Origin of the sequence: Phenylobacterium sp. LjRoot219, from assembly GCF_964252995.1 — a bacterium.
Taxonomy (GTDB): domain Bacteria; phylum Pseudomonadota; class Alphaproteobacteria; order Caulobacterales; family Caulobacteraceae; genus Phenylobacterium.
The window spans coordinates 2,966,208-2,987,317 of sequence record NZ_CAXUQI020000001.1; the positions used below are offsets into that span (position 1 = coordinate 2,966,208).

At 71.7% G+C, this 21,110-nt stretch carries 17 protein-coding genes; 5 read left to right on the top strand and 12 right to left on the bottom strand.

From position 1 onward, the window contains the following. Window positions 1-36: 36 nt before the first annotated feature. The 5 genes from pepN to ACSQ14_RS14570 all read left to right on the top strand — a co-directional run bounded on the left by pepN (window position 37) and on the right by ACSQ14_RS14570 (window position 7,263). Window positions 37-2,655 carry an aminopeptidase N gene (gene pepN, locus ACSQ14_RS14550; protein WP_436013968.1) on the top strand — a complete coding sequence of 873 codons (2,619 nt, stop codon included), beginning with the start codon at window positions 37-39 and terminating at the stop codon, window positions 2,653-2,655. Between the two features lie 18 nt (window positions 2,656-2,673). After that, window positions 2,674-5,565: a bifunctional [glutamine synthetase] adenylyltransferase/[glutamine synthetase]-adenylyl-L-tyrosine phosphorylase gene (locus tag ACSQ14_RS14555; RefSeq protein ID WP_436013970.1), complete on the top strand. Its 2,892-nt coding sequence runs from the start codon at window positions 2,674-2,676 to the stop codon at window positions 5,563-5,565. Window positions 5,566-5,784: 219 nt separating this feature from the next. Then, window positions 5,785-6,333, top strand: coding sequence for an RNA polymerase sigma factor (locus tag ACSQ14_RS14560; protein WP_436013972.1), 549 nt, complete (start codon window positions 5,785-5,787; stop codon window positions 6,331-6,333). Window position 6,334: 1 nt separating this feature from the next. Then, complete coding sequence (locus ACSQ14_RS14565; protein ID WP_436013974.1) at window positions 6,335-6,748, top strand: hypothetical protein; 414 nt, start codon at window positions 6,335-6,337, stop codon at window positions 6,746-6,748. Further along, entirely contained in the window at window positions 6,748-7,263 is a 516-nt protein-coding gene (locus ACSQ14_RS14570; protein WP_436013976.1) for a periplasmic heavy metal sensor, read from the top strand. The genes ACSQ14_RS14565 and ACSQ14_RS14570 overlap by 1 nt, the downstream gene beginning before the upstream one ends. On the opposite strand, the gene ACSQ14_RS14575 is transcribed toward ACSQ14_RS14570, so the two are convergent. The 12 genes from ACSQ14_RS14575 to ACSQ14_RS14630 form a co-directional block, all read right to left on the bottom strand. After that, complete coding sequence (locus ACSQ14_RS14575; RefSeq protein ID WP_436013978.1) at window positions 7,204-9,057, bottom strand: PAS domain-containing sensor histidine kinase; 1,854 nt, start codon at window positions 9,055-9,057, stop codon at window positions 7,204-7,206. The two genes, ACSQ14_RS14570 and ACSQ14_RS14575, sit on opposite strands and share 60 nt — an antisense overlap. Window positions 9,058-9,193: 136 nt before the next feature. Beyond that, the gene (locus tag ACSQ14_RS14580) at window positions 9,194-10,597 is read right to left on the bottom strand and encodes a sensor histidine kinase (RefSeq protein ID WP_436013980.1); all 1,404 of its coding nucleotides are present in this window, start codon (window positions 10,595-10,597) and stop codon (window positions 9,194-9,196) included. Window positions 10,598-10,652: 55 nt separating this feature from the next. Further along, entirely contained in the window at window positions 10,653-11,324 is a 672-nt protein-coding gene (locus ACSQ14_RS14585) for a response regulator transcription factor (RefSeq protein WP_436013982.1), read from the bottom strand. Window positions 11,325-11,346: 22 nt separating this feature from the next. Further along, window positions 11,347-12,906 carry a Do family serine endopeptidase gene (locus tag ACSQ14_RS14590; protein ID WP_436013984.1) on the bottom strand — a complete coding sequence of 520 codons (1,560 nt, stop codon included), beginning with the start codon at window positions 12,904-12,906 and terminating at the stop codon, window positions 11,347-11,349. Window positions 12,907-13,049: 143 nt separating this feature from the next. Further along, complete coding sequence (locus tag ACSQ14_RS14595; protein ID WP_436013986.1) at window positions 13,050-13,499, bottom strand: cytochrome c-type biogenesis protein; 450 nt, start codon at window positions 13,497-13,499, stop codon at window positions 13,050-13,052. Then, window positions 13,496-15,493: a heme lyase CcmF/NrfE family subunit gene (locus tag ACSQ14_RS14600; protein ID WP_436013988.1), complete on the bottom strand. Its 1,998-nt coding sequence runs from the start codon at window positions 15,491-15,493 to the stop codon at window positions 13,496-13,498. The genes ACSQ14_RS14595 and ACSQ14_RS14600 overlap by 4 nt, the downstream gene beginning before the upstream one ends. After that, window positions 15,493-15,993: a cytochrome c maturation protein CcmE gene (ccmE, locus tag ACSQ14_RS14605; protein WP_436013990.1), complete on the bottom strand. Its 501-nt coding sequence runs from the start codon at window positions 15,991-15,993 to the stop codon at window positions 15,493-15,495. The genes ACSQ14_RS14600 and ccmE overlap by 1 nt, the downstream gene beginning before the upstream one ends. Further along, window positions 15,990-17,072: a c-type cytochrome biogenesis protein CcmI gene (gene ccmI / locus ACSQ14_RS14610; protein WP_436013992.1), complete on the bottom strand. Its 1,083-nt coding sequence runs from the start codon at window positions 17,070-17,072 to the stop codon at window positions 15,990-15,992. The genes ccmE and ccmI overlap by 4 nt, the downstream gene beginning before the upstream one ends. 45 nt (window positions 17,073-17,117) lie before the next feature. Beyond that, entirely contained in the window at window positions 17,118-18,506 is a 1,389-nt protein-coding gene (locus tag ACSQ14_RS14615; protein ID WP_436013994.1) for a hypothetical protein, read from the bottom strand. A gap of 83 nt (window positions 18,507-18,589) precedes the next feature. Next, window positions 18,590-19,924, bottom strand: a complete 1,335-nt coding sequence (locus tag ACSQ14_RS14620; RefSeq protein WP_436015432.1) for an ATP-binding protein — start codon at window positions 19,922-19,924, stop codon at window positions 18,590-18,592. A 67-nt stretch (window positions 19,925-19,991) separates the two neighbouring features. Next, the gene (locus ACSQ14_RS14625; RefSeq protein ID WP_436013996.1) at window positions 19,992-20,690 is read right to left on the bottom strand and encodes a response regulator transcription factor; all 699 of its coding nucleotides are present in this window, start codon (window positions 20,688-20,690) and stop codon (window positions 19,992-19,994) included. A 26-nt stretch (window positions 20,691-20,716) separates the two neighbouring features. Continuing rightward, a complete protein-coding gene (locus tag ACSQ14_RS14630) occupies window positions 20,717-21,001 on the bottom strand; it encodes a PepSY domain-containing protein (protein ID WP_436013998.1) in 285 nt (94 codons plus the stop codon). Between the last annotated feature and the right edge of the window lie 109 nt (window positions 21,002-21,110).

Here is a 21,110-nt window from a genome sequence, read left to right on the forward strand (position 1 = left end):
CTGGCGGCCGGGCGGACGGGGGTCTAAATCCAACGGATGCGCACCGACACGCCCCAGCCGATCCGGCTCTCCGACTATCGTCCGCCCGCCTTCCTGATCGACGAGGCGCACCTCGCCTTCGATCTAAAGCCGAACACGACGCGGGTGAAAGCGAAGCTCGCGGTGCGCCGCAACGGCGACCATGCGGGCCCGCTGCGGTTCAACGGCGAGCGGCTGAAGCTGATCTCGGCGGCGATCGACGGCCGCCGGCTCGGCGATCAGGAATTCGCCGTCGACGACGAATTCCTGACCATCGCCAACGTCCCGGACGCCTTCACCCTGGAGACCGAGGTCGAGATCGACCCGGAGAACAACAAGGCGCTGGAAGGCCTCTACATGTCCGGCGGCCGCTTCTGCACCCAGTGCGAGGCGGAGGGCTTCCGCAAGATCACCTACTGGCCCGACCGGCCCGACGTGCTGTCGCGCTTCACCGTGCGGCTCGAGGGGCCGAAATCCCTCAGCCGGCTGCTGTCGAACGGCAACCTGATCGAGGCCGGCGAGCTTCCAGGCGGCCGCCATTACGCCGTCTGGAACGACCCATTCCCGAAGCCCTGCTACCTGTTCGCCCTGGTCGCCGGCGAGCTGGACATGCTCGAGGACCAGCTGGTGACGATGAGCGGGCGCACCGTGGCCCTGCGGATCTACGTCGATCCCGGCATGGCGCCGCGCGCGGCCTACGCCATGGACGCGCTGAAGCGCTCGATGACCTGGGACGAGGAAGCCTACGGCCGCGAGTACGACCTCGACCTGTTCATGATCGTCGCTGTCCGCGACTTCAATTTCGGGGCGATGGAGAACAAGGGCCTCAACATCTTCAACTCGTCGCTGCTGCTGGCCGACCCGGCGACGGCGACCGACGCGGACTATGAGCGCATCGAGAGCGTGGTCGCCCACGAGTACTTCCACAACTGGACCGGCGACCGGATCACCTGCCGCGACTGGTTCCAGCTGTGCCTGAAGGAAGGGCTGACGGTTTACCGCGACCAGGGCTTCTCGGCCGACATGCGCGGCCACGCCGTGCAGCGAATCAAGGACGTCAAGGCGCTGCGCGCGCGGCAGTTCGCCGAGGACCAGGGCCCCCTCGCCCACCCGGTGCGCCCGTCCAGCTATCTGAAGATCGACAACTTCTACACCGCGACCATCTACGAGAAGGGCTCCGAGGTGATCCGCATGCTGCGGACGCTGATCGGACCGGACGCGTTCCGCACCGGGATGGATCTCTACTTCGACCGCTGGGACGGCCACGCCACCACCGTCGAGGAGTTCGTGCGCTGCTTCGCCGAGGCCTCCGGCCAGGACCTGACGCACTTCTTCGCCTGGTACGAACAGGCCGGCACGCCGCGAGTGGCCCTGAAGCAGGCCTATGACGCCAAGGCCCAGACCCTGACGCTGGAGCTTTCGCAGCGCACCCCGCCGACGCCCGGCCAGGGCCAGAAGCGGCCGCTGCCGATCCCGGTGGTCGTCGGTCTGCTGGACCAGGACGGCCGCCCGCTCGCCTTCGAGCGGGACGGCGAGACCATCGAGGAGACGGTGATCGTGCTGACCCAGCCGTCCGCCACGGTGACGCTGCACAAGGTGGCGCGCGAGCCGGCGGTATCAGCGCTGCGCGGCTTCTCCGCGCCCGTGGTGCTGGAGACCGACGCCGAGGCCAAGGACCGCTACATTCAGCTGGCCGCCGATCCGGACCTGTTCAACCGCTGGGAGGCCGGCCAGACCCTGGCCCGCGAGCTGATCCTGGCGCGCGCCGCCGGACAGCCGGACGAGGTCGGCGAGGAGCGCTACGCCACGGCGCTTGGCCGTTCGCTGTCCGACCAGGCGGCGGAGCCGGCGTTCAAGGCGCTGCTGATGGCCCTGCCGTCCGAGCCGGACCTGGCGCTGGCCCTGCAGCCGGCCGACCCTGCGGCGATCCACGAGGCCCGCGAGGCGCTGCTGATGCGCCTGTCGGTGCATCTGGAGCCCGAGCTGCGCCGGCTGCACACCGGCCTGCAGGACATCGGCGAGTTCTCGCCGGATGCGGCGGGCGCCGGGCGCCGCGCGCTGCGCAACGCCGCCCTGGAGCTGCTGGCGGCGAACCCGCGCTCGGACAATGTCGACATGGCGAGCGGTCACTTCGAGGCGGCCGCCAACATGACCGACGCCATGGGCGGGCTGAACGCGCTGATGCAGATGGGCGGCGAGCGCTACGAGCAGGCGCTGGCGGCCTTCTATGAACGCTGGAAGGGCGAACCGCTGGTCATCGACAAGTGGTTCTCGATCCAGGCGCGCGATCCGAGCGAGACCGCGCTCGGCCGGGTCATGGGCCTCACTACCCACCCGGCGTTCGAGTCGAAGAACCCGAACCGCCTGCGCGCCCTGGTCTCGAGCTTCGCCAACTTCAACCCGGCGCGGTTCCACGATCCGAGCGGCGCGGGCTACCGCTTCCTCGCCGACCAGATCCTCGCCGTCGACCGGTTCAACCCGATGACCGCGGCGCGGCTGGTCGACCCGCTGGACGGCTGGCGGCGCTACAAGCCGGAGCTCGGCGCCCTGATGAAGGCCGAGCTGGAGCGGATCGCCGCGGCCGAGGACCTGTCGAAGAACGTGCTGGAGAAGGTCAGCCGCGCGCTCGAAGGCTAGCGCTGGTAGCTTCCCGCCATGGGCTTTGGTGAGAGCATGAGTCTGGGGGCGCGGATGCGGCCCTGCGGTCCGGTGGTCGACGCCAAGATGGCGACGCGCACCCGGGAGATCCTCGGCGCGTCGGCGGCGGTTGACGCGGCCTGGCCGGCGCTGGAGCCGATCTTCGGCGCCTCGGCCTATCTGGCGGGCCTCGCGCGGCGCAATCCGGCCCGATTGGCCGAGCTGCTGGAGAGCGATCCCGACGCGCGGCTCGGCGACCTGCTGGCGCGCACCGCGGCGGTGGCCGAGGGCGATCTGGACGCCGGATCCGCCGCCCTGCGCCGGCTGAAAGCCGAGCTGCATCTGCTCACCGCGCTGTCCGACCTCGGCGGCGTCTGGGATCTGGACGCGGTCACTGGCGCGCTGACCCGGTTCGCCGACGCCGCCGTGGCGGCGGCGCTGACGCTGGCCGCCCGCGGCGAGCTGGAGGCCGGCCGGCTGACGCGGCTCGGCGCCGGCCGCGAGGGGCCGGTGCCCGGCTGGTTCTGCATCGCCATGGGCAAGCAGGGCGCCTACGAGCTCAACTACTCCAGCGACATCGACGTCTCGGTCTTCTTCGACCCGGACAAGCTGCCGCTGGCCAACGGGGTCGAGCCGCAGCCCTTCGCCGTGCGCCTGACGCAACGGCTGGCGGAGCTGATGCAGTCGCGCACCGACGAAGGCTACGTCTTCCGCATCGACCTGCGCCTGCGGCCGGACCCCTCCTCGACCCCGCCGGCGGTGCCGACGCCGGCGGCGCTCGACTACTACGAGAGCGTCGGCCAGAATTGGGAGCGGGCGGCCTTCATCAAGGCGCGCACCTGCGCCGGCGACCACGACGCCGCGGAGGCCTTCCTCGTCGAGCTGTTGCCGTTCGTCTGGCGCAAGAACCTCGACTTCGCCGCCATCGCCGACATCCACTCGATCAAGCGCCAGATCCACGCGCACAAGGTCGACGACCGGATCTCCGCCAAGGGGATCGACCTGAAGCTCGGCCGCGGCGGCATCCGCGAGATCGAATTCTACGTCCAGACCCAGCAGCTGATCCTCGGCGGCCGCAACCCCGCGCTGCGCAGCAACCGCACCCTCGACGCCCTGGCCGCCCTGGTCGCGGCCGGCCACGTGGAGGCCGAGACCGGCGAGGAGCTCAGCGCCGCCTACCGGCTGCTGCGCGAGTGGGAGCACCGGGTGCAGATGCTGGCGGACGAGCAGACCCACAAGCTGCCGGAATCCGACGGCGAGCGGCGCAAGGTGGCGGCGCTGTCCGGCTATGACCGGCTGCGCAGCTTCGATGCGTTCGTCACCCGGACGCTGAAGGCGGTCAACGCCCGCTACGGCGAGCTCTTCCCCGAAGAGGAGCCGCTCTCCTCGCGCTTCGGCAGCCTGGTGTTCACCGGCGTCGACGACGACCCGGAGACGCTGGCGACGCTGGCGCGGATGGGCTTCTCCGCCCCGCCGCGGGTCGCCCAGACCATCCGCAGCTGGCACCACGGCAACATCCCGGCGACCCGCACCGAGCGCGGCCGCGAACTGTTCACCCGGCTCGCGCCACGGCTGCTGGAGGCCGCCCAGGCGAGCGGCGCGCCGGACACCGCGTTCAACCGGTTCAGCGACTTCTTCTCGCGGCTGTCGTCGGGCGTGCAGTTGCAGTCCCTGTTCCTCGCCCAGCCGAAGCTGTTCGAGCTGGTGGTGCAGGTGATGGCCTTCGCGCCGAGGCTGGCGACGACGCTGGCGCGCCGCCCGGCGGCGATCGACGCCATGCTCGACACCGCCTTCTTCCACAACATCGACCTCGACGAGGACCGGCCGGTGTTTCACGCGGCGGTGGCGCGGGCCGAGGGCTTCGAGGCGGCGATGGACGCGGTGCGCAGGCTGCAGCGCGAGCAGGCCTTCCGCGTCGGCGTGCAGGTGATGAGCGGCGAGGCCAGCGCCGAGACCGCCGGCAAGGCGTTCGCCGACCTCGCCGACCTCTGCATCCAGACGCTGGCGCCGGCGGCCCTGGCCGAGGCGGTGCGGCTCGGCGGCGCTTTCCCCGGCGAGGTCGCGGTCGTCGCGCTCGGCAAGTGCGGCTCGCGAGAGATGAGCGCCACCTCCGATCTCGATCTGATGACGCTGTACCGCGCGCCCGACCCGGCGGCGACGTCGAGCGTGAAGGGCTGGGATCCCGCCACCTTCTACGGCCGGTTCACCCAGCGGCTGATCGCGGCGCTCTCGACCCCGACCGCCGAGGGCGGCCTCTACGAGGTGGACATGCAGCTGCGCCCCTCCGGCACCAAGGGGCCGGTCGCGGTCAGCTTCGCCGCCTTCGAGAACTACTACCGCGGCGAGGCGGAGACCTGGGAGCACCTGGCGCTGACCCGGGCGCGGATCGTCTGGGCGAGTTCGGACGACTTCGCGGCCGACGCCGCCGGCGCCATCGAGCGCGCGCTGCGCCAGCCGCGCGACCGGGCGGCCACCGCCAAGGACGTGCTGGAGATGCGCGACCTGCTGGAGCGCGAGCGGCCGCCGAAAGGCGACTGGGACCTGAAGCTTTCGCCCGGCGGCCTGGTCGACATCGAATTCGCCGCCCAGTTCCTGCAGCTGGCGCATGCTGCGGCCGGCGGCCCGCTCAGCCCCAACACCGCCGAGGCGCTGGCCGCCTTCCGCCGGACCCACCTGGCGCCGGCCGAGCCGCTGGCGGAGCTGGAAAAGGCGTGGCGGCTGCAGCAGGACCTGACCCAGCTGCTGAAGGTGGCGCTCGAGGACAGCCACCATCCCGACGACGAGCCGAAGGCGTTCCGCGCCCTGCTGGCGCGCGCCGGGCACGCGCGCACCTTCGCCAGCCTGCGCCGCAAGCTGGACGACGCCCAGACCGGCGCCCGCGCCGCCTACGAGGCGCTGGTGAAGGCGTAGGGCCAGCCTTCCACCACCTCCCTTCCGTCATCCCGGACGGCCTGCAGGGCCGATCCGGGATGACGGATCTTGAAGTGCGATCGGCGCAGGATTTCTGACCCCGCGACGGAACCGCTCGCCTGGGCCGTTGAAGGCCTGTGAGGACGAGCGGATGATGAAGCGGCGGAGCTGGGGCCATGGGGCCCCCTGACGGTCTGAGGGCCCAGCGCGAGGACTGGCTTGGCGGCGGTGGATCCCGACGAAGAATTGCTGATGCGGGTCGCCGACGGAGATCCGGCGGCGGCGCGGGCGCTTGTCGGCCGCAAGCTGCCGCGGATCCATGGGCTGGCCCAGCGCATGCTGGCCGATCCGGCGGAGGCCGAGGACGTGGCGCAAGAAGCCTTTCTGCGCGTCTGGCGCCAGGCGCCGAAGTGGCGGCCCGGCCAGGCCAAGTTCGACACCTGGCTGCATCGGGTGACGCTCAACCTCTGCTACGACCGGCTGCGACGACGACGCGAGATCCCGACCGACAACCCGCCGGACGTGCCCGACGAGCGGCCGGCGCCGGACCGCGCCCTGGAGGCCCAGGACACCGGCCGGCGGGTCGCCGCGGCCTTGGCGAAGCTGCCCGACCGGCAACGCGAGGCGGTCGTGCTGTGCCATTATCAGGAGCTCGGCAATATCGAGGCGGCGGCGGTGATGGACGTGACGGTGGAGGCGCTCGAGAGCCTCTTGTCGCGCGGGCGGCGGGCGCTGCGCGCCGCGCTCGCCGATCTGGTGGAGCGGTGAGGTGACGAAAGAACAGTTTCAAGCGCTGGCGGAAGCCTATGGCGGCGAGATCGCCCGCTGGCCGGCGGCGATGCGCGACGAGGCGGCCTTGTTCGCCGCGAGCGAGCCCGCGCAGGCCCAGGCGGTGCTGGCGCGCGAAGCGGCGCTGGACGCCGCGCTGGACGCCGCGCCGCGGCCGGCTCCGGCGCCGAGCGCGCTTTACGACCGGATCTTGGCCGATGCGCCCGGCCTCCCCCGACGACTGCGGTGGCGGCTGTGGCTGACGCCCGCGGGTTTGGGCGCGGCGCTGGCCGGGGCCGCGGCCGCCGGCGTGGTGCTGGGCGCGCAGCTGGGCGACCGCTCCACCACCGGCGCCGAGGCCTCGGCCCAGGCGGTGGCGGACCTCGATGTCTCGACCGTTGCGGAGGTGGGGTGATGAGCCGACGAGGCCTGTGGATCGCGCTGATCGTCTCGCTGGCGGTGAACCTGTTCGTACTCGGCGGGCTGGCCGGCGCTGCGCTGCGCGGCGGCTTGCGGCCGCCCGAGCCGCCGCCACCCGGACCGCCGCGGCTGACCGCCGCCGGCGCGGCGCTGAGCGATCCGCAACGCGAAGCCTGGCAGGCGGCGATCCGCCAGGGAGCCGAAACCTCCCGCCCCAAGCTGGAGCAGGCGCGTGCGCTGCGCCGCGAAGCCTGGCGCGGCCTCTCGATCGGTCCCGTCGACGTGGAGGCCACGCTGGTCGCGCTGAACCGCTCGCGGGCGCTGGAGATGCAGGCGCGTTCGGAGATGGACCGTGCGGTGGTCGGCTTCGCCGCCACCCTGCCCGCGGACGATCGCCGCAAGCTGGCCGAAGTGCTCAGCCGAGCCCGGCGCCACCCGCCGGGCGAGTGGTCACGCGACCGCGGCCATCCCGGCCCGCAGGGGGGCGGGCGCCACCTGCCGGAGCGGTAGGCTGAAGCTCGCCGTGGTGCCGTGCCCCGGCGCACTGACGAGTTCGAACTTGCCGCCGTGCATGTCGATCAGCGCCTTGCTGAGCGCGAGGCCCAGGCCGGTGCCCTGCTGGGTCTTGGCGTGCTGGCTTTCGATCTGCTCGAACGGCTGGGCGAGGCGCTTGAGGTCCTCGGCCGCAATGCCGATGCCGGTGTCGTGGACGTTGACCCGCACGCGCTCACCCTGCCGCTCGGCGGAGACCGAGACCCGACCGCCGCGCGGCGTGAACTTCACCGCATTGGACAGCAGGTTGAGCAGCACCTGCTTGACCGCGCGGTAGTCGGCCTCGACGTCCGGCAGCGGCGGCAGCTCGAAGGTCAGCGCCAGCCCGGCGGTCTCGGCGCGGGTGCGCACCAGGCGCACGGCCTCCTCGGTGATCTCCTCGACCGAAACCGGCTCGAGACGCAGCGACATCTTGCCGGCCTCGATCTTCGACATGTCGAGGATGTCGTTGATCAGCGCGAGCAGGTGCTGGCCGGAGTTGTGGATGTCCTGAGCGTAGTCCCGATAGCGGGCGTCGCCGAGCGGGCCGAACATCCCCGCCAGCATGATCTCGGAAAAGCCGTTGATGGCGTTGAGCGGCGTGCGCAACTCGTGGCTCATGTTGGCGAGGAACTCGCTCTTCGCCTGGTTGGCGGCCTCGGCGCGGACCTTCTCGGTCTCGTACTTGCGCGCCAGTTCGGAAAGCTCCGACTGGCTGCGCTCGAGATTGACCACTGCCTTGCGCAGCTCTTCCTCGTTGAGCCGGCGGGCCTCCTCTTGCGCCTTGACCGCAGTGATGTCGGTCGCGGTGACCACCAGCCCGCCCTCGGCGGTGCGGCGTTCGGAGATCTGCACCCAGCGGCCGTCGACGAGCTCGGCCTCGCTGACGCCGCGGCGGTCGCCGGGCCCGCGAACGTCCTGGCGCATGGCGGCGCGCGCATTGCGCTCGACCTCCTCGCGCTGGGCGCCCGGCTTCAGCAGCTGCGGGTCCAGCCGGAAGAAGCTGCGGTAGTTGCGGTTGTACATGACCAGCCGGTCATGGCGGTCCCACAGCACGAAGGCCTCGGAGACGCTTTCGATCGCGTCGCGCAGCCGGCCTTCGGCCGACTGGGCGCGGGCCTGGGCGAGCCGCTCCTCGGTGACGTCGAGGGCCACGCCGATGATCCGCGCATAGCCGCCTTCCGGGCTTTCGCCGAAGGCCTCGCCGCGGGCGTCGATCCACACCGGCCGGCCCCCGGTCAGGCTGGGCACCCGGAAGGAGACGTCGAAACCGCCGTAGAGCGCTGCGGCGCGCAGCGCGTCGCGCAGGCCGTCGCGGTGGCCGGGCCAGACGCGGTCCAGCACCTGCTGGCCTTCGACCACGCCGCCGCGCCAGCTGAACAGCGAGGCGGTGACGTCCGACATGAAGATGGTGTCGGTCGCCAGGTCCCATTCCCAGATGCCGCAGCGCGCGGCCTCCACGGCTAGGCGGAAGCGGCGCTCGGACTCGTTGAACGCGGCGTGGCCGCGCTCAACACGGCGCGACTCGACCAGCAGCAGTCCGCCCAGCAGGGCCGCGACCAGGAAGGGGCCGACCAGCCAGACCAGTTGCTCCAGCTTCGACGGGGCCGGGATCGCCAGCCGGGCCACGCCGGCGGCGGTGTAGGCGGTGAGGATCACCAGCACCGAAAAAATGGCGATGCGGACGAACCGCTGGGTCGGCGGGCGTTCCGGCGCCGAGGTCTGCGGGCGCGGGCCGCCGCTCTCCACGGGCGTCGGCCAGCGGGCAGCCATGCTGTCCCTTCCGCTTCTGGCCAACGGCAGCCGCTCCCCCGCAACGGTCCCGCCCGAGTCAGGCCCGAGCAAATCAGAGTCTAGCCGGGCACAGGGAGTCCGTCACCACCGGGACGCGAATTCCGTCGATCCGCGTTCAGGCGGCGACGCTTGGCAACACCAAAGCCACACGTAGGCCTGGCCCCATTTCGCCGAGCCGGCCCGGCCCCTCGTCCAGTTCCAGCCGACCGGCGTGCGCCTCGGCCACGGCGGCCACCAGCGACAGGCCCAGCCCCGCGCCCGGCTCGTTGCGGCTGTTCTCTAGCCGGACGAAGCGCTCGACGACGCGGGCGCGCTCGGCCTCGGGCACGCCGGGACCCGTATCGGTGACCGAGGCCTCCACCTCGCCCGAGGCGCAACGGCGGACGCGCAGCATGATGGCGCCGCCCGAGGGCGTGTACTTCACGGCGTTATCAAGGATGTTGGCCAGCGCCTGGGCGATGAACTCGCGGTTCGCCCGCACCGGCAGGCCGCGCGCGAGCTCGGCGCCGAACTCGATGCCCTTGTCCTCGCACAGCGGCTCGTAGAGTTCGGCCATGTCGCCGGCGAGATCGGCGAGGTCGAACACCGTGGCGTCCGGCGCACTGCCGGCGGCCTGCAGCCGGGCGATCGCCAGCACCGCGGAGAAGGTCTTGAGGACGCCGTCGGTATCCTCCAGCGCCTGGGCGAGCGCCTGCTTCGGATCGCCGCGACCGGCCTCGATGTCGAGGTAGGCCGCCTCCAGCCGGGCGCGCAGCCGGGTGAGCGGCGAGCGCAGGTCGTGGGCGATGGCGTCGCCCGCGTGGCGGTGACCGGCCATCGAGCGCTCCAGCCGTTCGAGCATCTCGTTCAGGCCGGCGGCCAGTTCGTCGAACTCGTCACGCGCGCCGCGTACCGGCGCGCGGACGGCGAGGTCGCCGCCGCGGACCGCGTCGACCACGCCGGTCAGACTGCCCATGCTGCGGGAAACGTTGCGGCTGACCAGAATCCCCCCCGCGAGGCCGAGGATGATGACCATCAGCCCCGCGCCCCACAGCGCGCGCACGACGTTGACCACATAGGCCTCGTCCTCGCCGACGTCGGCGCCGACGAACAGCACCTCTCCGCCGGCCAACCGCTGCTGCAGACCACGTGCGGGGCGGTTGACGATCCGGCCCTCCTCGGCGTCCGAGACCTGGAAGGTGGTCCAGGCCGGCTGGCCGTCGAACCGCTCCATCGGCGATTCGGCGATCGAGCCGGAGATGCGCTGACCGTCGGCCCCGATCAGCAGGTACAGGAACGGCCGTTCGCTGGCGGCGCGCTCGATCAGCGACTGATTGACGGCGTCGACGCCGGCGCGGTCGTAGGTCGCCGTCAGCGAGCGCATCTCCCGCAGGATCTCGCTGTCGGTGCGTCGGGCCGCCTCGCCGGCGGTGGCGATGTAGATGTAAGCCAGGAAGGCGCTGGCGGCCGCGGCGAACAGCGCCAGGAACAGCAGCGTCAGCCGGAACGGCGTCGTGCGGAAGATGCGCGGCAGGCGCATCACCCGCGCCCGTTTCGGCGCGAGGTCCGCCTCCCCCGCGCACGGGGGAGCTTGGTTAGGCATCCAGGCGATAGCCGGCGCCGCGGACCGTCTGCAGCATCGGCCGGTCGAAGCCCTTGTCGATCTTCGAGCGCAGCCGGGAGACGTGGACGTCGATGACGTTGGTCTGGGGATCGAAGTGATATTCCCAGACCTTCTCGAGCAGCATGGTGCGGGTGACCGACTGACCGGCGTGCCGCATCAGGAACTCCAGCAGCTGGAACTCCCGCGGCTGCAGGTCGATCTCCTTGCCCTGCCGATGGACCGTGCGGCCGATCAGATCCATCTCCAGATCGCCGACGCGCAGCAGAGTCTGGACCGAGCCGGTCTCGCGCCGTCGCGTCAAGGCCTCGACCCGGGCGATCAGCTCGACGAAGGCGTAGGGCTTGACCAGGTAGTCGTCGGCGCCCGCCTGCAGGCCGGTGACCCGGTCGCCGACCTCGCCGAGCGCCGACAGGAACAGCACCGGGGTGGCGTCGCCTTCCCGCCGCAGCGTCTCGACGAGGCTGACCCCGTCGAGGCGCGGCAGCATCCGGTCGACGATCATCACGTCGAAGGTTCCGGCGCGGGCGGCGTCGAGCCCCTCCGCGCCGTCGGCGGCCCGCACGCAGGCGAACCCCTTTTCGCCGAGGCCGCGCTCCATGGCTTCGGCCGCCTCGAGGTCGTCCTCGACGATCAGAATTCGCATCACCAGCCCCCCGCCCGGTCCGTCAGTCGATCTTCAGCGGCAGGAACAGGGTGCGCCCGCCGCGGAAGACGCCGACCAGCACGCTCGGCCGCTTGGCCTTCTTGGCCGCATCGACCGCCGCCGTGACGTCCTGCGGCGTGGTCACCGCGGCGTCGCCGGCGCGGACGATGACGTCGCCGGTCTTCAGGCCCTTCTGGCCGGCGTCGGAGTTGCTGTCGACGCCGAGCACCACCGCGCCCTTCACGTTTGCCGGCAGGCCGAGCTTGCTGCGCAGTCCGGCGTCCAGCGGCGCCAGCGAGAGACCAAGCACCGCCGGGGCGCGCGGGGCCTGCTGGGCGCCGGGGCCGCCGTTTTCGCTGTCGGGCGCCTCGGCGCTGGCCGCGAGCTCCCGTTCCGAAGGCCGGGTGCCGGAGCGCACCTCGACGTTACGCCGCTTGCCGTCGCGGATGATCTCGATCCGCAGCACGTCGCCCGGCCGCGCCTTGGCCACCTCGCGGGTCAGCTCCGACGAGGTCCGCACGGTGTGGCCGTTGATCGAGACGATGACGTCGCCGGCCTGCAGACCGGCCTTCTGCGACGGCCCGCCCGGCGTCAGGTCGGAGACGATCGCGCCGCGCTGTTCGCCCATGCCCTGGGCCTCGGCCATCTCGGTGGTGAAGTTCTGGATGGTCGCGCCGATATAGCCGCGCTCGATCTTGCGGCCGGAGATCAGCTGCTTGGTCACCTGGTCCGCGACCTCCGCGGGGATGGCGAAGCCGATCCCGACCGAGCCGCCCGACGGCGAGAAGATCGCAGTGTTGACGCCGATCACGCGGCCATAGATGTCGAAGGTCGGGCCGCCGGAGTTGCCGCGGTTGATCGGCGCGTCGATCTGGATGTAGTCGACGAAGGTCTCGCCGATGTCGCGGCCGTAGGCCGAGATGATGCCGGCCGTCGCGGTGCCGCCCAGGCCGAAGGGATTGCCGACCGCGATCACCCAGTCGCCGACGCGCGGCTTGGCGGCGTTCTCGAAGTTGACGAACGGGAACGGCCCGTTGCGGCCCTTCACCTTGATGACGGCGAGGTCGGTGGCTTCGTCGCGGCCGACGACCACGCCCTCGAGCTCGGTCTCGTCCTTCAGCACCACCTTGATGCTCTCGGCGTTCTCGACCACGTGGTTGTTCGTCACCACGTAGCCGTCCTGGGAAATGAAGAAGCCGGAGCCGGCGGACTGCTGAGTCGGCAGACGCGGCTGGCCCTTTTCGGTGCGCCCGCCGTTTGGCGGAGCGCCCTCCTCGTCCTCGTCCGGCGCGCGCGGCACGATGTCGAACGGCAGACCGGGGATGCGCAGCGCGTTGGCGTCCACCCGGGTGGTCACATTGATCGACACCACCGCCGGCGAGACGCGGTCGAAGATGTCGGAGAAGGACATCGGCGCGCCCGGCGGGGGCGCGAAGATCGGCGACGTCGAGGCCCGGATCACGTGCGGCTGATCGCCGGCGTGGGCTTGCGGCAGGCGTACGCCCGCGCCGGCCACCGCCGCCGCCATCACGCCCGCCCCGGCAAGCGCGCCGAGGAGATAACCGGTCTTCTTCGAGGTCATAAGCCTGTGATCCTTGTGCGCGGCGCAAGGAATGACGACGCGCAACGACAACCTAGGTTCGATGCACGAGGCCGAAAAGCCTCTCAAGTTACGTTTAGGTCACCCAGCGTTCCGTATCTGGACCGATCTGCGGCGCGGATGTGTCAGGACTCGCCGTCTTCCAGGCGGCGCAGGCGTTCGACATCGGCCGCATCGAGTTCCGCCTCGGGCAAACGATGGCGCAGGCGGCCCAGCAGCAGCACGACGCCCAGGAGAACGACCAGGAACGGCCCCAGCCAAAGCGCCAGGTTGCCGATCGAGAAGCTCGGCCGCAACAGCACGAACTCGCCGTAGCGGTCGGTCAGGAAAGACTTGATCTCGGCGTCGCTGCGGCCCTGCTGGACCTGGTCGCGGACGATCCGCCGCAGGTCCTGGGCGAGCTCGGCGTTGGAATCGTCGATCGACTCGTTCTGGCAGACCAGGCAGCGGACCTGCTGGAAGATCTCGCGCGCGCGGGCTTCCTGCGCCGGATCGGGCAACCGCTCGGCCGGGTCCGAGGCGGCGGCCATGCAGAAAACCGCCGCGATCACCGCCAGGAGAACCCGCGCCCTCATGCGGCCTGCTCTTGCGGCGGTTCCGACTGCGCGCGCCGGCGCGCGGCGACGCCCAGGCGAAGCCGGCGGTCGGACAGCGAGACCAGTCCGCCCAAGGCCATGATCACGGGGCCGACGAACAGCAAGGTGGCGAGCGGGTTCCAGTAGGCCCGCACCAGCCAGACCGGCGCGCCTTCGCTGACGCGTTGCTCGCCCAGCACGATGTAGAGATGGCTGAGGCCGCGATAGCAGAGGGCGACCTCCGAGGTGGTCTGGCCGCCGGCGGTGAAGAGCCGCCGTTCCGGCTGCGCCTCGCAGACCGGCCGGCCGTCGCGGGTCACGCGGATCAGACCGCGCTCGGCGTCGTAGTTGGCGCCTTCCAGCCCGACCACCTTCTCGAGCACCAGGTGGTAACCGCCGACGTCGAGCGCGCCGCCCACTGGCAGGGCCTCGGCAGTCTCCTGCTTCCAGCCGGTCTCGAAACAGGCGCCGAGCACGAAGACGCCCAGGCCCAGGTGCGCCAGGGTCATGCCCCAGGCCCCGCGTGGCAGCCGCACCAGCCGCCGCAGGCTCTCGGCCGCCGGCGCGCGGAAGGCGCGGGTGCGCTCGAGCACCTCCGCGACGGCGCCGGCGATCAGCCAGGCGCCGAGCGCCAGGCCGGCTGCGGCGAACGCCTTGCGCGGGCTGATCAGCGCGTAGGCGGCGAGGCCTACGCCGAAAGCGATCAGCGCCGCCGCCCAGAGCCGCTGGATCACGCCTTGCGCGTCGCCGCGCTTCCAGGCGAGCAGCGGCCCTGCGGGCAGCAGGATCAGCAGCGCCGCCATCAGCGGCGTAAAGGTCAGGTTGAAGTACGGCGGGCCGACCGAGATCGACTCGCCGGTCATCGCCTCGCGGATCAGCGGATAGAGGGTGCCCAGCAGCACCGTGGCGGTCGCCGCGGCCAGCAGGATGTTGTTCAGCACCAGCGCGCTCTCGCGGCTGACCGGCGCGAACACCCCGCCCGGCGACAGCTTCGGCGCGCGCCAGGCGAACAGGGCGAACCCGGCCCCGGACATGACGCCCAGGATGATCAGCAGCAGGACGCCGCGCCGCGGGTCGACGGCGAAGGCGTGGACCGAGGTCAGCACGCCCGAGCGCACCAGGAAGGCGCCCAGCATCGAGAAGCTGAAGGCGGCGAGCGCGAGGAACACCGTCCAGCCGGCCAGGGCGCCGCGCTTCTCGGTGACGATTGCCGAATGCAGCAGCGCCGCGGCGACCAGCCAGGGCATGAAGGAGGCGTTCTCGACCGGGTCCCAGAACCACCAGCCGCCCCAGCCGAGCTCGTAGTAGGCCCAGAACGAGCCCAGCATGATGCCGATGGTCAGCATGCTCCAAGCGGCGAGCGTCCAGGGCCGCACCCAGCGCGCCCAGGCGGCGTCGACCCGGCCCTCGATCAGGGCGGCGACGGCCAGCGAGAACACCACCGACAGACCGACGTAGCCGGCGTAGAGGAACGGCGGGTGGACCGCGAGCGCCGGGTCCTGCAGCAGCGGATTGAGCGAGCGGCCTTCGACCGGCGCCGGGATCAGCCGCGCCAGCGGATTGGAGGCGAAGACGGTGTAGGCCAGGAAGACCACGCCCAGCCCCCCCTGGGTCGCCACCATCAGCGCGCGCAGGCCGCGCGGCAGGCTGCGGCTGAGCACCGCCGCGACGGCGCCGTAGCCGGTCAGCGCCAGGCACCAGAGCAGGATCGAGCCCTCGTGGCTGCCCCAGGCGCCGGCGACCTTGTAGAGCATCGGCTTGGCGGTGTGCGAGTTGGCCGCCACGTTCGCCACCGAGAAGTCGGACACGACGAAGGCGTGGATCAGGACGCCGAAGGCGACGGCGACACCGAGGAACGCCGCGACCGCCGCGCCCTCGCCGGCGGCGGCCAGGGGCGCGGAACGACGGGTGCGCGCCGCGACCGATAGGCCGACCTGGGCGGTCGAGAAGGCCAGCGCCAGGACAAGCGCGAAGGCGCCGAGTTCGACCAGCATCAGACCCCGCCCGCCGCAGTGGGCTGGGCGCCGTAGCTGGGCGCCTGCCCCTCACCGCGCCACTCGCCCTGCTCCTTCAGCGCCTTGGAGACCTCGCGCGGCATGTAGCGCTCGTCATGCTTGGCCAGCACCCGCTTGGCCTCGAACACGCCGTCCTGACGGAAGGCGCCGACCGCGACGATGCCCTGCCCCTCCCGGAAGAGATCCGGCAGGTCGCCGCGGAACACCACCTTGTCGAGCGCGCGCTGGTCCTGGACCGTGAACTCGACCGCGCCGTCCGGGTGCTTGATCACCGAGCCATGCGCGACGAGGCCGCCCAGCTGGATCGAGCGGCCGACCGGCGGCCGCGCCGCCTCGGCCTGCGACGGGGTGTAGAAGAAGGAGACCGAGTCCCCGAGGCCCCACAACGCCAGGCCGACGGCCAGCGCCAGGACCGGCGCGATCGCGGCGACCAGGGTCAGCCGGCGCCGCGCCTTGGGGGATTTGGGAAGAAAGCTCATCGCATGGGCTCCGCGCGCGCGGCGGCTTCGAGCTGGGCGAGCGTCTCGGGCTTCCCAGCGTAGCGGGACTTGGCTTCGGCCAGGGCGGCGTCGCGCTTGGCGGCGTCGCCCATGACCGCGTAGGCGCGCACCAGGCGCACCCAGCCTTCGGGGTCGTCGGGATTGGACTGCAGGCGCTGGGCGAGGCCCTGCACCATGCCCTGGATCATTGCCTGCTGGTCTTCCGGCAGGGCGGGCCGCGCAGCCGCGGGCCGGCCCTCGGCCTCGGCGATGGCGCCGGCGAGCGCCTGGTGACGCGGATCGTCCGCCGGCAGTTCCGTCAGCAGCGCGCGCCAGGCGGCGATCCCGGCGGCGCGGTCGCCACCGAGCACTTCGGCTCGGGCGAGGTGGAAGCGCGCCGCGACTGCCTGGGGGTCGCGCCTCACGGCCTCGCCGAACGCCCGCTTGGCCTCGGAGGTGACTTCGCCGCCGGACTCGGCGACTAGCGATTCGCCCAGCAGCTCCCAGAGGTCGGCGCGGTCCGGGGCCAGGCGCACGGCCTGACGCATCGCCCGCACGGCGCCGGCCGGATTGTCCGACGCCCCTTCGGCGATCGCGAGATACTGGAACGCCTGCGGATCGTTCGGCCGCTCGCGCGTCAGCTTGCTGAGCACGGCGGCGAGTTCGGGCGGGGCCAGGCTGGAGGGATCGGCGTCGCGCCAGCCGGCGAGGCGCGCGGCGAAGGGCTGGTCGCCCAGCCCCGGCTGGCCGACGGCGAAATAGAGGACCAGCGCGCCGGCGGAAGCCGCCGCCACTGCCGCCAGGGTCGCGCGGCGGCCGTCGCCGCCGGTCCGCCAGGCTGCGAGCGGCGCATCGGCGGCGACCAGCAGGCGGCGGGCCGCCTCAGCATGGGCGCTGCGACGTTCAGAGTCGCCGATCAGGCCGCGGTCGGCCAGTTCGTCGATCTCGGCGAGCTGACGGCGGTAGACATCGGGAGTCGGGTCAACGGCTTCGTCCCGCGCAGCGCGGGCGGCGCGAAGGAGAACAAGACCGGCCGCGGCGGCGGCGAGGACGCCGGCGACGGCCCAGAACGCGATCATGGCGGGCGCTTTAGCCGAAATGCGGCGCGCGCGCGAGGGCGCCTGTCAGCTTTGGGCGATCAGACGCAGCACCGGATCGACGGCGGGGCCGGCGGCGGCGGCGGCGGCGCGGCGGCGCACCAGGTCGGCGGCCTTGTCGTCGCGCACCAGGCGACTGAAATCCGCGGCCACCGCGAGATAGGCCTGGGCGTGGCTTTCGTTATCGGCCTCGCCGCTCTTCAGGAGGTGGAGCACCTCCTCGACGTAGAGGTCGAGCTCGTCGCCCAGCGCCTCCAGCAGCGCGCTGCGCGCCGCGGCGAAGCCTCCGTAGTTGGAGCTGAACCGCACTTCGCCGGCGAAGGTCAGCAGGGTTTCGCAGCGGCTCACCACCGCCCGATCGGGCGCCTCGCCGAGCTTGGCGGCGCTGCGGGCGCTGCGCTTGGTCTTGGAACGGCCGCACGGCAGGGCCTGTTCGAAATACTTCTCGGCCTCGCGAAAGCGCCCTTCCACCGTCGAGGCCAGCATCTTGCGATGCTTGACCAGCGCGGCCCCCCAGCCGTGATCGCGCGAGAGGGAGATGTAGGTCTCCATCTCATTGGCCTCCATCGTCACGTGGTCGACCAGCCGGGCCGCCTCGATCGCCGCCGTCGCGCCGCCGTCCACGTCGAACCCGGCGATCCCCTTCAGCGCCTCTTCGATGTCGCGCAGGATGCATTGGCCGAACATGCCCAGCTCGGTCTCGGCCAGGTAGCGTTCGGTCGGCTTCTCCATCACCGCCGAGATGATCCGCAGGATCATCCAATGCTGCTGCAGCTGGGCGGCCAGCATCTGGAAGAACCGCGGCCCGGCGTCGTCGGAGACGGCCACGGCGTCCTTGTAGGCGAGACGGGCGCCGATGTTGGCGTCGCCGCCCTGCTGGCTGGTCCATTCCGGCAGCTTGTGCGCGACGCCGCGCACCACTGGCGCGAGGTCCAGGCAGGCGAGCAAGGTCGCCGCCCCATCCGGGCGCGCCTCGTCGCAGATCTCGCTGACCGTGCGGAACTCGCGCACCTCGCCGGCCCGCATGCACCTGGCCGCGAGCCGCACCAGCCGGTCGAAATGCTCGGTCGAGGTCTCGCCGGGACGATAGTCGTAGAGCGCCAGCTCGGCGTTGTGGACGATGGCCGGCGCCTGGGCCTTCAGCCCGCGCCAGATCAGCCCCATCACCCGCGCCGGAAAGGTCAGCCGCAACGGGTCGCGGCCGTCGCCGACGCACATCGGGCCGAGCGGCAGAAGGACGATGTTGCGCAGATGGCGGTCGCGCGCCTCGGTCTCGACGAGGCGCCGCACGCTGGCCAGGGCAGTGTCGCCGCTGGCTTCGGCGAGCGCCTGCTGCAGGCCTTCGACGACCCGATCCGGCGCGGTCTCGACCAGCGTCCGGACGATCTCCAGCTTGCGCTCGGAAAGAGCGGCCATTCGAAGCTCCACCTGCGCGCCGAAAGCCCGCCAGAGTTGAAGATGGCTTTCTCCGGTTAAGGCTTTCCCAAGTGAGGGGAAATTCAGGCTTCGGCGCGCGGCAGCTCAACTTCAACGCGCAGGCCGCCGAGCGGCGAGGCGTCGAGCTTGAGCGCGCCGCCGTAGGCCCGCGCCAGCTCGTGCAGGATCGACAGCCCCAGGCCCGAGCCGGGCGCGCTTTCGTCGAGCCGCGCGCCGCGCTGCAGCACCGCTTCGCGCGCTTCCTCCGGCAGGCCCGGGCCGTCGTCCTCGACGCTCAGACGCAGGCGCTCGTCCCCGGACGGCGCAGCGCGAACCCGGACCCGGGCGCGGCCCCACTTGCAGGCGTTCTCCATCGCGTTGCCGGCGATCTCCAGCAGGTCCTGTCGCTCGCCCAGGAAGTAGAGGGCGTCGTCCGCGTCCCAGTCGATCTCGACGCCCTTGTCGCGGAAGATCCGCTCCAGGGTGCGGGCAAGCTCGTCGAGCACCTCGGCGACGGAGGTGCGCTCGCCCTGGCCCTGCGCCCTGGCTGCGGCGCGCGCCCGGCGCAAATGGTGGTCGACCTGCTGGCGCATGGTTTCGGCTTGCCGCCCGACGACCTCGGCCAGCGGGCCCGGCCGCTGGGCCGCCTCGGTCAGCATCACCGAGATCGGCGTCTTCAGCGCATGCGCCAGGTTGCCGACGTGGGTGCGCTGGCGCTCCACGACCTCCTGGTTGTGCGCCACCAGGGCGTTCAGCTCCTCGGCCAGCGGCACGAGTTCGACCGGATAGGTCCGCACCAGCCGCTCGGCCTTGCCGCGCCGCACCGCGGCCACCTCGCGCCGGAGTTCGAACAGCGGCTGCAGGCCGACCCGCACCTGAATGATGATGGCGGCGATCAGCCCGGCGCTGAGCAGCAGGAAGGCGGCCGCGGTGGCGACGACGAAGCCGCGCACGTCGCGGTTCAGCGGAGTGCGGTCCTCGGCCGCCAGGAAGATCACCGGCGTCGGCCGCCCGGGCAGCCAGTTCTGCTGCGCCCGCGCGCGCAGCGGCTCGTTCAGCGGCCCGCGAGTGTCGAAGGCGATCGACTTGCCCGGCGCGGCCGCGAACCGCTTCACTAGGTCCGGCGGCGTGTTGAGGACCGAATCGAACAGCGAGTAGGACCGCACCAACGGGCGCACCTTGCCGTCCGACGTCGGCTCGGCGATCTCCCAGTAGCGGCCGGAATAGGCCGCCAGCGCGCGCTCGTCGGTGAGCGGCGGGGCGAACACCTCCTGGGTGTTCGGGTCCACCGTCGAATAGCGCACGAGATTGTCGGTGAGCTCGCGCAGGCCCTGGTCGACGCGGCGGATCGCCGCCTCCTGGAACAGGAAGGCCAGCACCACCGCCACGATCACCAGAGCCGCCAGGCTCCAGCCCATGGCCAGCAGCACCAGCCGCCGGGCCAGCGACGGCCGGCGCAGCGCGTCGAGCTTCAGGCCGCGAAGCCTAGGCGCCCGCAGCCTCGCCCCCTTCGCGCGCCTCTTCCGGCGGGCAGGCCAGCCGGTAGCCGAGGCCGCGGACGGTCTCGATCCGCTCGGCGCCGATCTTCTTGCGGACCCGGCCGATGAACACCTCGATGGTGTTGGAATCGCGGTCGAAATCCTGATCGTAGAGGTGCTCGACCAGCTCGGTCCGGCTGATCACCCGGCCCTGGTGCATCATCAGATAGTGCAGCAGCCGGTACTCCAGCGAGGTGAGCCGCAGCGGCTCGCCGTTGACGCTGGCGCGGGCGGCGCGTGGATCGAGCCGCAGCCCGCCGCAGGACAGGTTGGGCGCCGCATGGCCGGCCGAGCGGCGCAGCAGCGCGCGCAGCCGCGCCAACAGCTCCTCGGTGTGGAACGGCTTGGTCAAATAGTCGTCGGCGCCGGCGTCGAAGCCGGCCACCTTCTCGCTCCAGGCCGCGCGCGCGGTCAGGATCAGCACGGGCGTGGCCATGTTGTCGCGCCGCCAGCGCTCCAGCACCGAGACGCCGTCGACCTTCGGCAGGCCGAGATCGAGGATGATGGCGTCATAGGGCTCGCTCTCGCCCAGGTATTGGGCCTCTTCGCCGTCCGGGGCGTGGTCGACCGCATAGCCGGCGTCGGCCAGCGCCAGCTTCAGCTGGCGGGAGAGGTCCGGATCGTCTTCGACAAGCAGGATGCGCAACGTCCAGGCGTCCCTTTATTGATGGTTCAGCCGCCCTGGCGGCCGATGATCTGACCGCTTTCGGCGTCCACGACAAAGATCACGACGCGTCCGTCCGCAAGCTGCCATTGAACGAAATAGGCCGGTCGCCCGCCTGCCTCACCCATGGTGGTGTTCAAATGACGACCCGGTTGCCGCGCCGCAATCGTCGCCAGAACGCGCGACAGCGGAGCTTGGCGCCCCGCCGCGGGCGGCCCGTCCTGGGCCATGGCGGGCAGCGGCGCCGTCGCCGCGGCGGTGAACAGGGCGATGATGACGAGCAGGCGCTTCATAGTCTCACACCTAGCCGCCCAGGACTGAACCGAGGCTGAATGCCGGGTTATGAAACGGCTAAGCTAGCCTGTCATCCGCCGCGGGTTGGGACGCCGCATGATTTCGCCC

Excerpts from the sequence above, each read along its gene's own strand:
- pepN (WP_436013968.1), top strand. The coding sequence starts at position 37 with ATGCGCACCGACACGCCCCAGCCGATCCGGCTCTCCGACTATCGTCCG.
- ACSQ14_RS14555 (WP_436013970.1), top strand. The coding sequence starts at position 2,674 with ATGGGCTTTGGTGAGAGCATGAGTCTGGGGGCGCGGATGCGGCCCTGC.
- ACSQ14_RS14570 (WP_436013976.1), top strand. The coding sequence starts at position 6,748 with ATGAGCCGACGAGGCCTGTGGATCGCGCTGATCGTCTCGCTGGCGGTG.
- ACSQ14_RS14575 (WP_436013978.1), bottom strand. The coding sequence starts at position 9,057 with ATGGCTGCCCGCTGGCCGACGCCCGTGGAGAGCGGCGGCCCGCGCCCG.
- ACSQ14_RS14580 (WP_436013980.1), bottom strand. The coding sequence starts at position 10,597 with ATGCGCCTGCCGCGCATCTTCCGCACGACGCCGTTCCGGCTGACGCTG.
- ACSQ14_RS14585 (WP_436013982.1), bottom strand. The coding sequence starts at position 11,324 with ATGCGAATTCTGATCGTCGAGGACGACCTCGAGGCGGCCGAAGCCATG.
- ACSQ14_RS14590 (WP_436013984.1), bottom strand. The coding sequence starts at position 12,906 with ATGACCTCGAAGAAGACCGGTTATCTCCTCGGCGCGCTTGCCGGGGCG.
- ACSQ14_RS14595 (WP_436013986.1), bottom strand. The coding sequence starts at position 13,499 with ATGAGGGCGCGGGTTCTCCTGGCGGTGATCGCGGCGGTTTTCTGCATG.
- ACSQ14_RS14600 (WP_436013988.1), bottom strand. The coding sequence starts at position 15,493 with ATGCTGGTCGAACTCGGCGCCTTCGCGCTTGTCCTGGCGCTGGCCTTC.
- ccmE (WP_436013990.1), bottom strand. The coding sequence starts at position 15,993 with ATGAGCTTTCTTCCCAAATCCCCCAAGGCGCGGCGCCGGCTGACCCTG.
- ccmI (WP_436013992.1), bottom strand. The coding sequence starts at position 17,072 with ATGATCGCGTTCTGGGCCGTCGCCGGCGTCCTCGCCGCCGCCGCGGCC.
- ACSQ14_RS14615 (WP_436013994.1), bottom strand. The coding sequence starts at position 18,506 with ATGGCCGCTCTTTCCGAGCGCAAGCTGGAGATCGTCCGGACGCTGGTC.
- ACSQ14_RS14620 (WP_436015432.1), bottom strand. The coding sequence starts at position 19,924 with ATGGGCTGGAGCCTGGCGGCTCTGGTGATCGTGGCGGTGGTGCTGGCC.
- ACSQ14_RS14630 (WP_436013998.1), bottom strand. The coding sequence starts at position 21,001 with ATGAAGCGCCTGCTCGTCATCATCGCCCTGTTCACCGCCGCGGCGACG.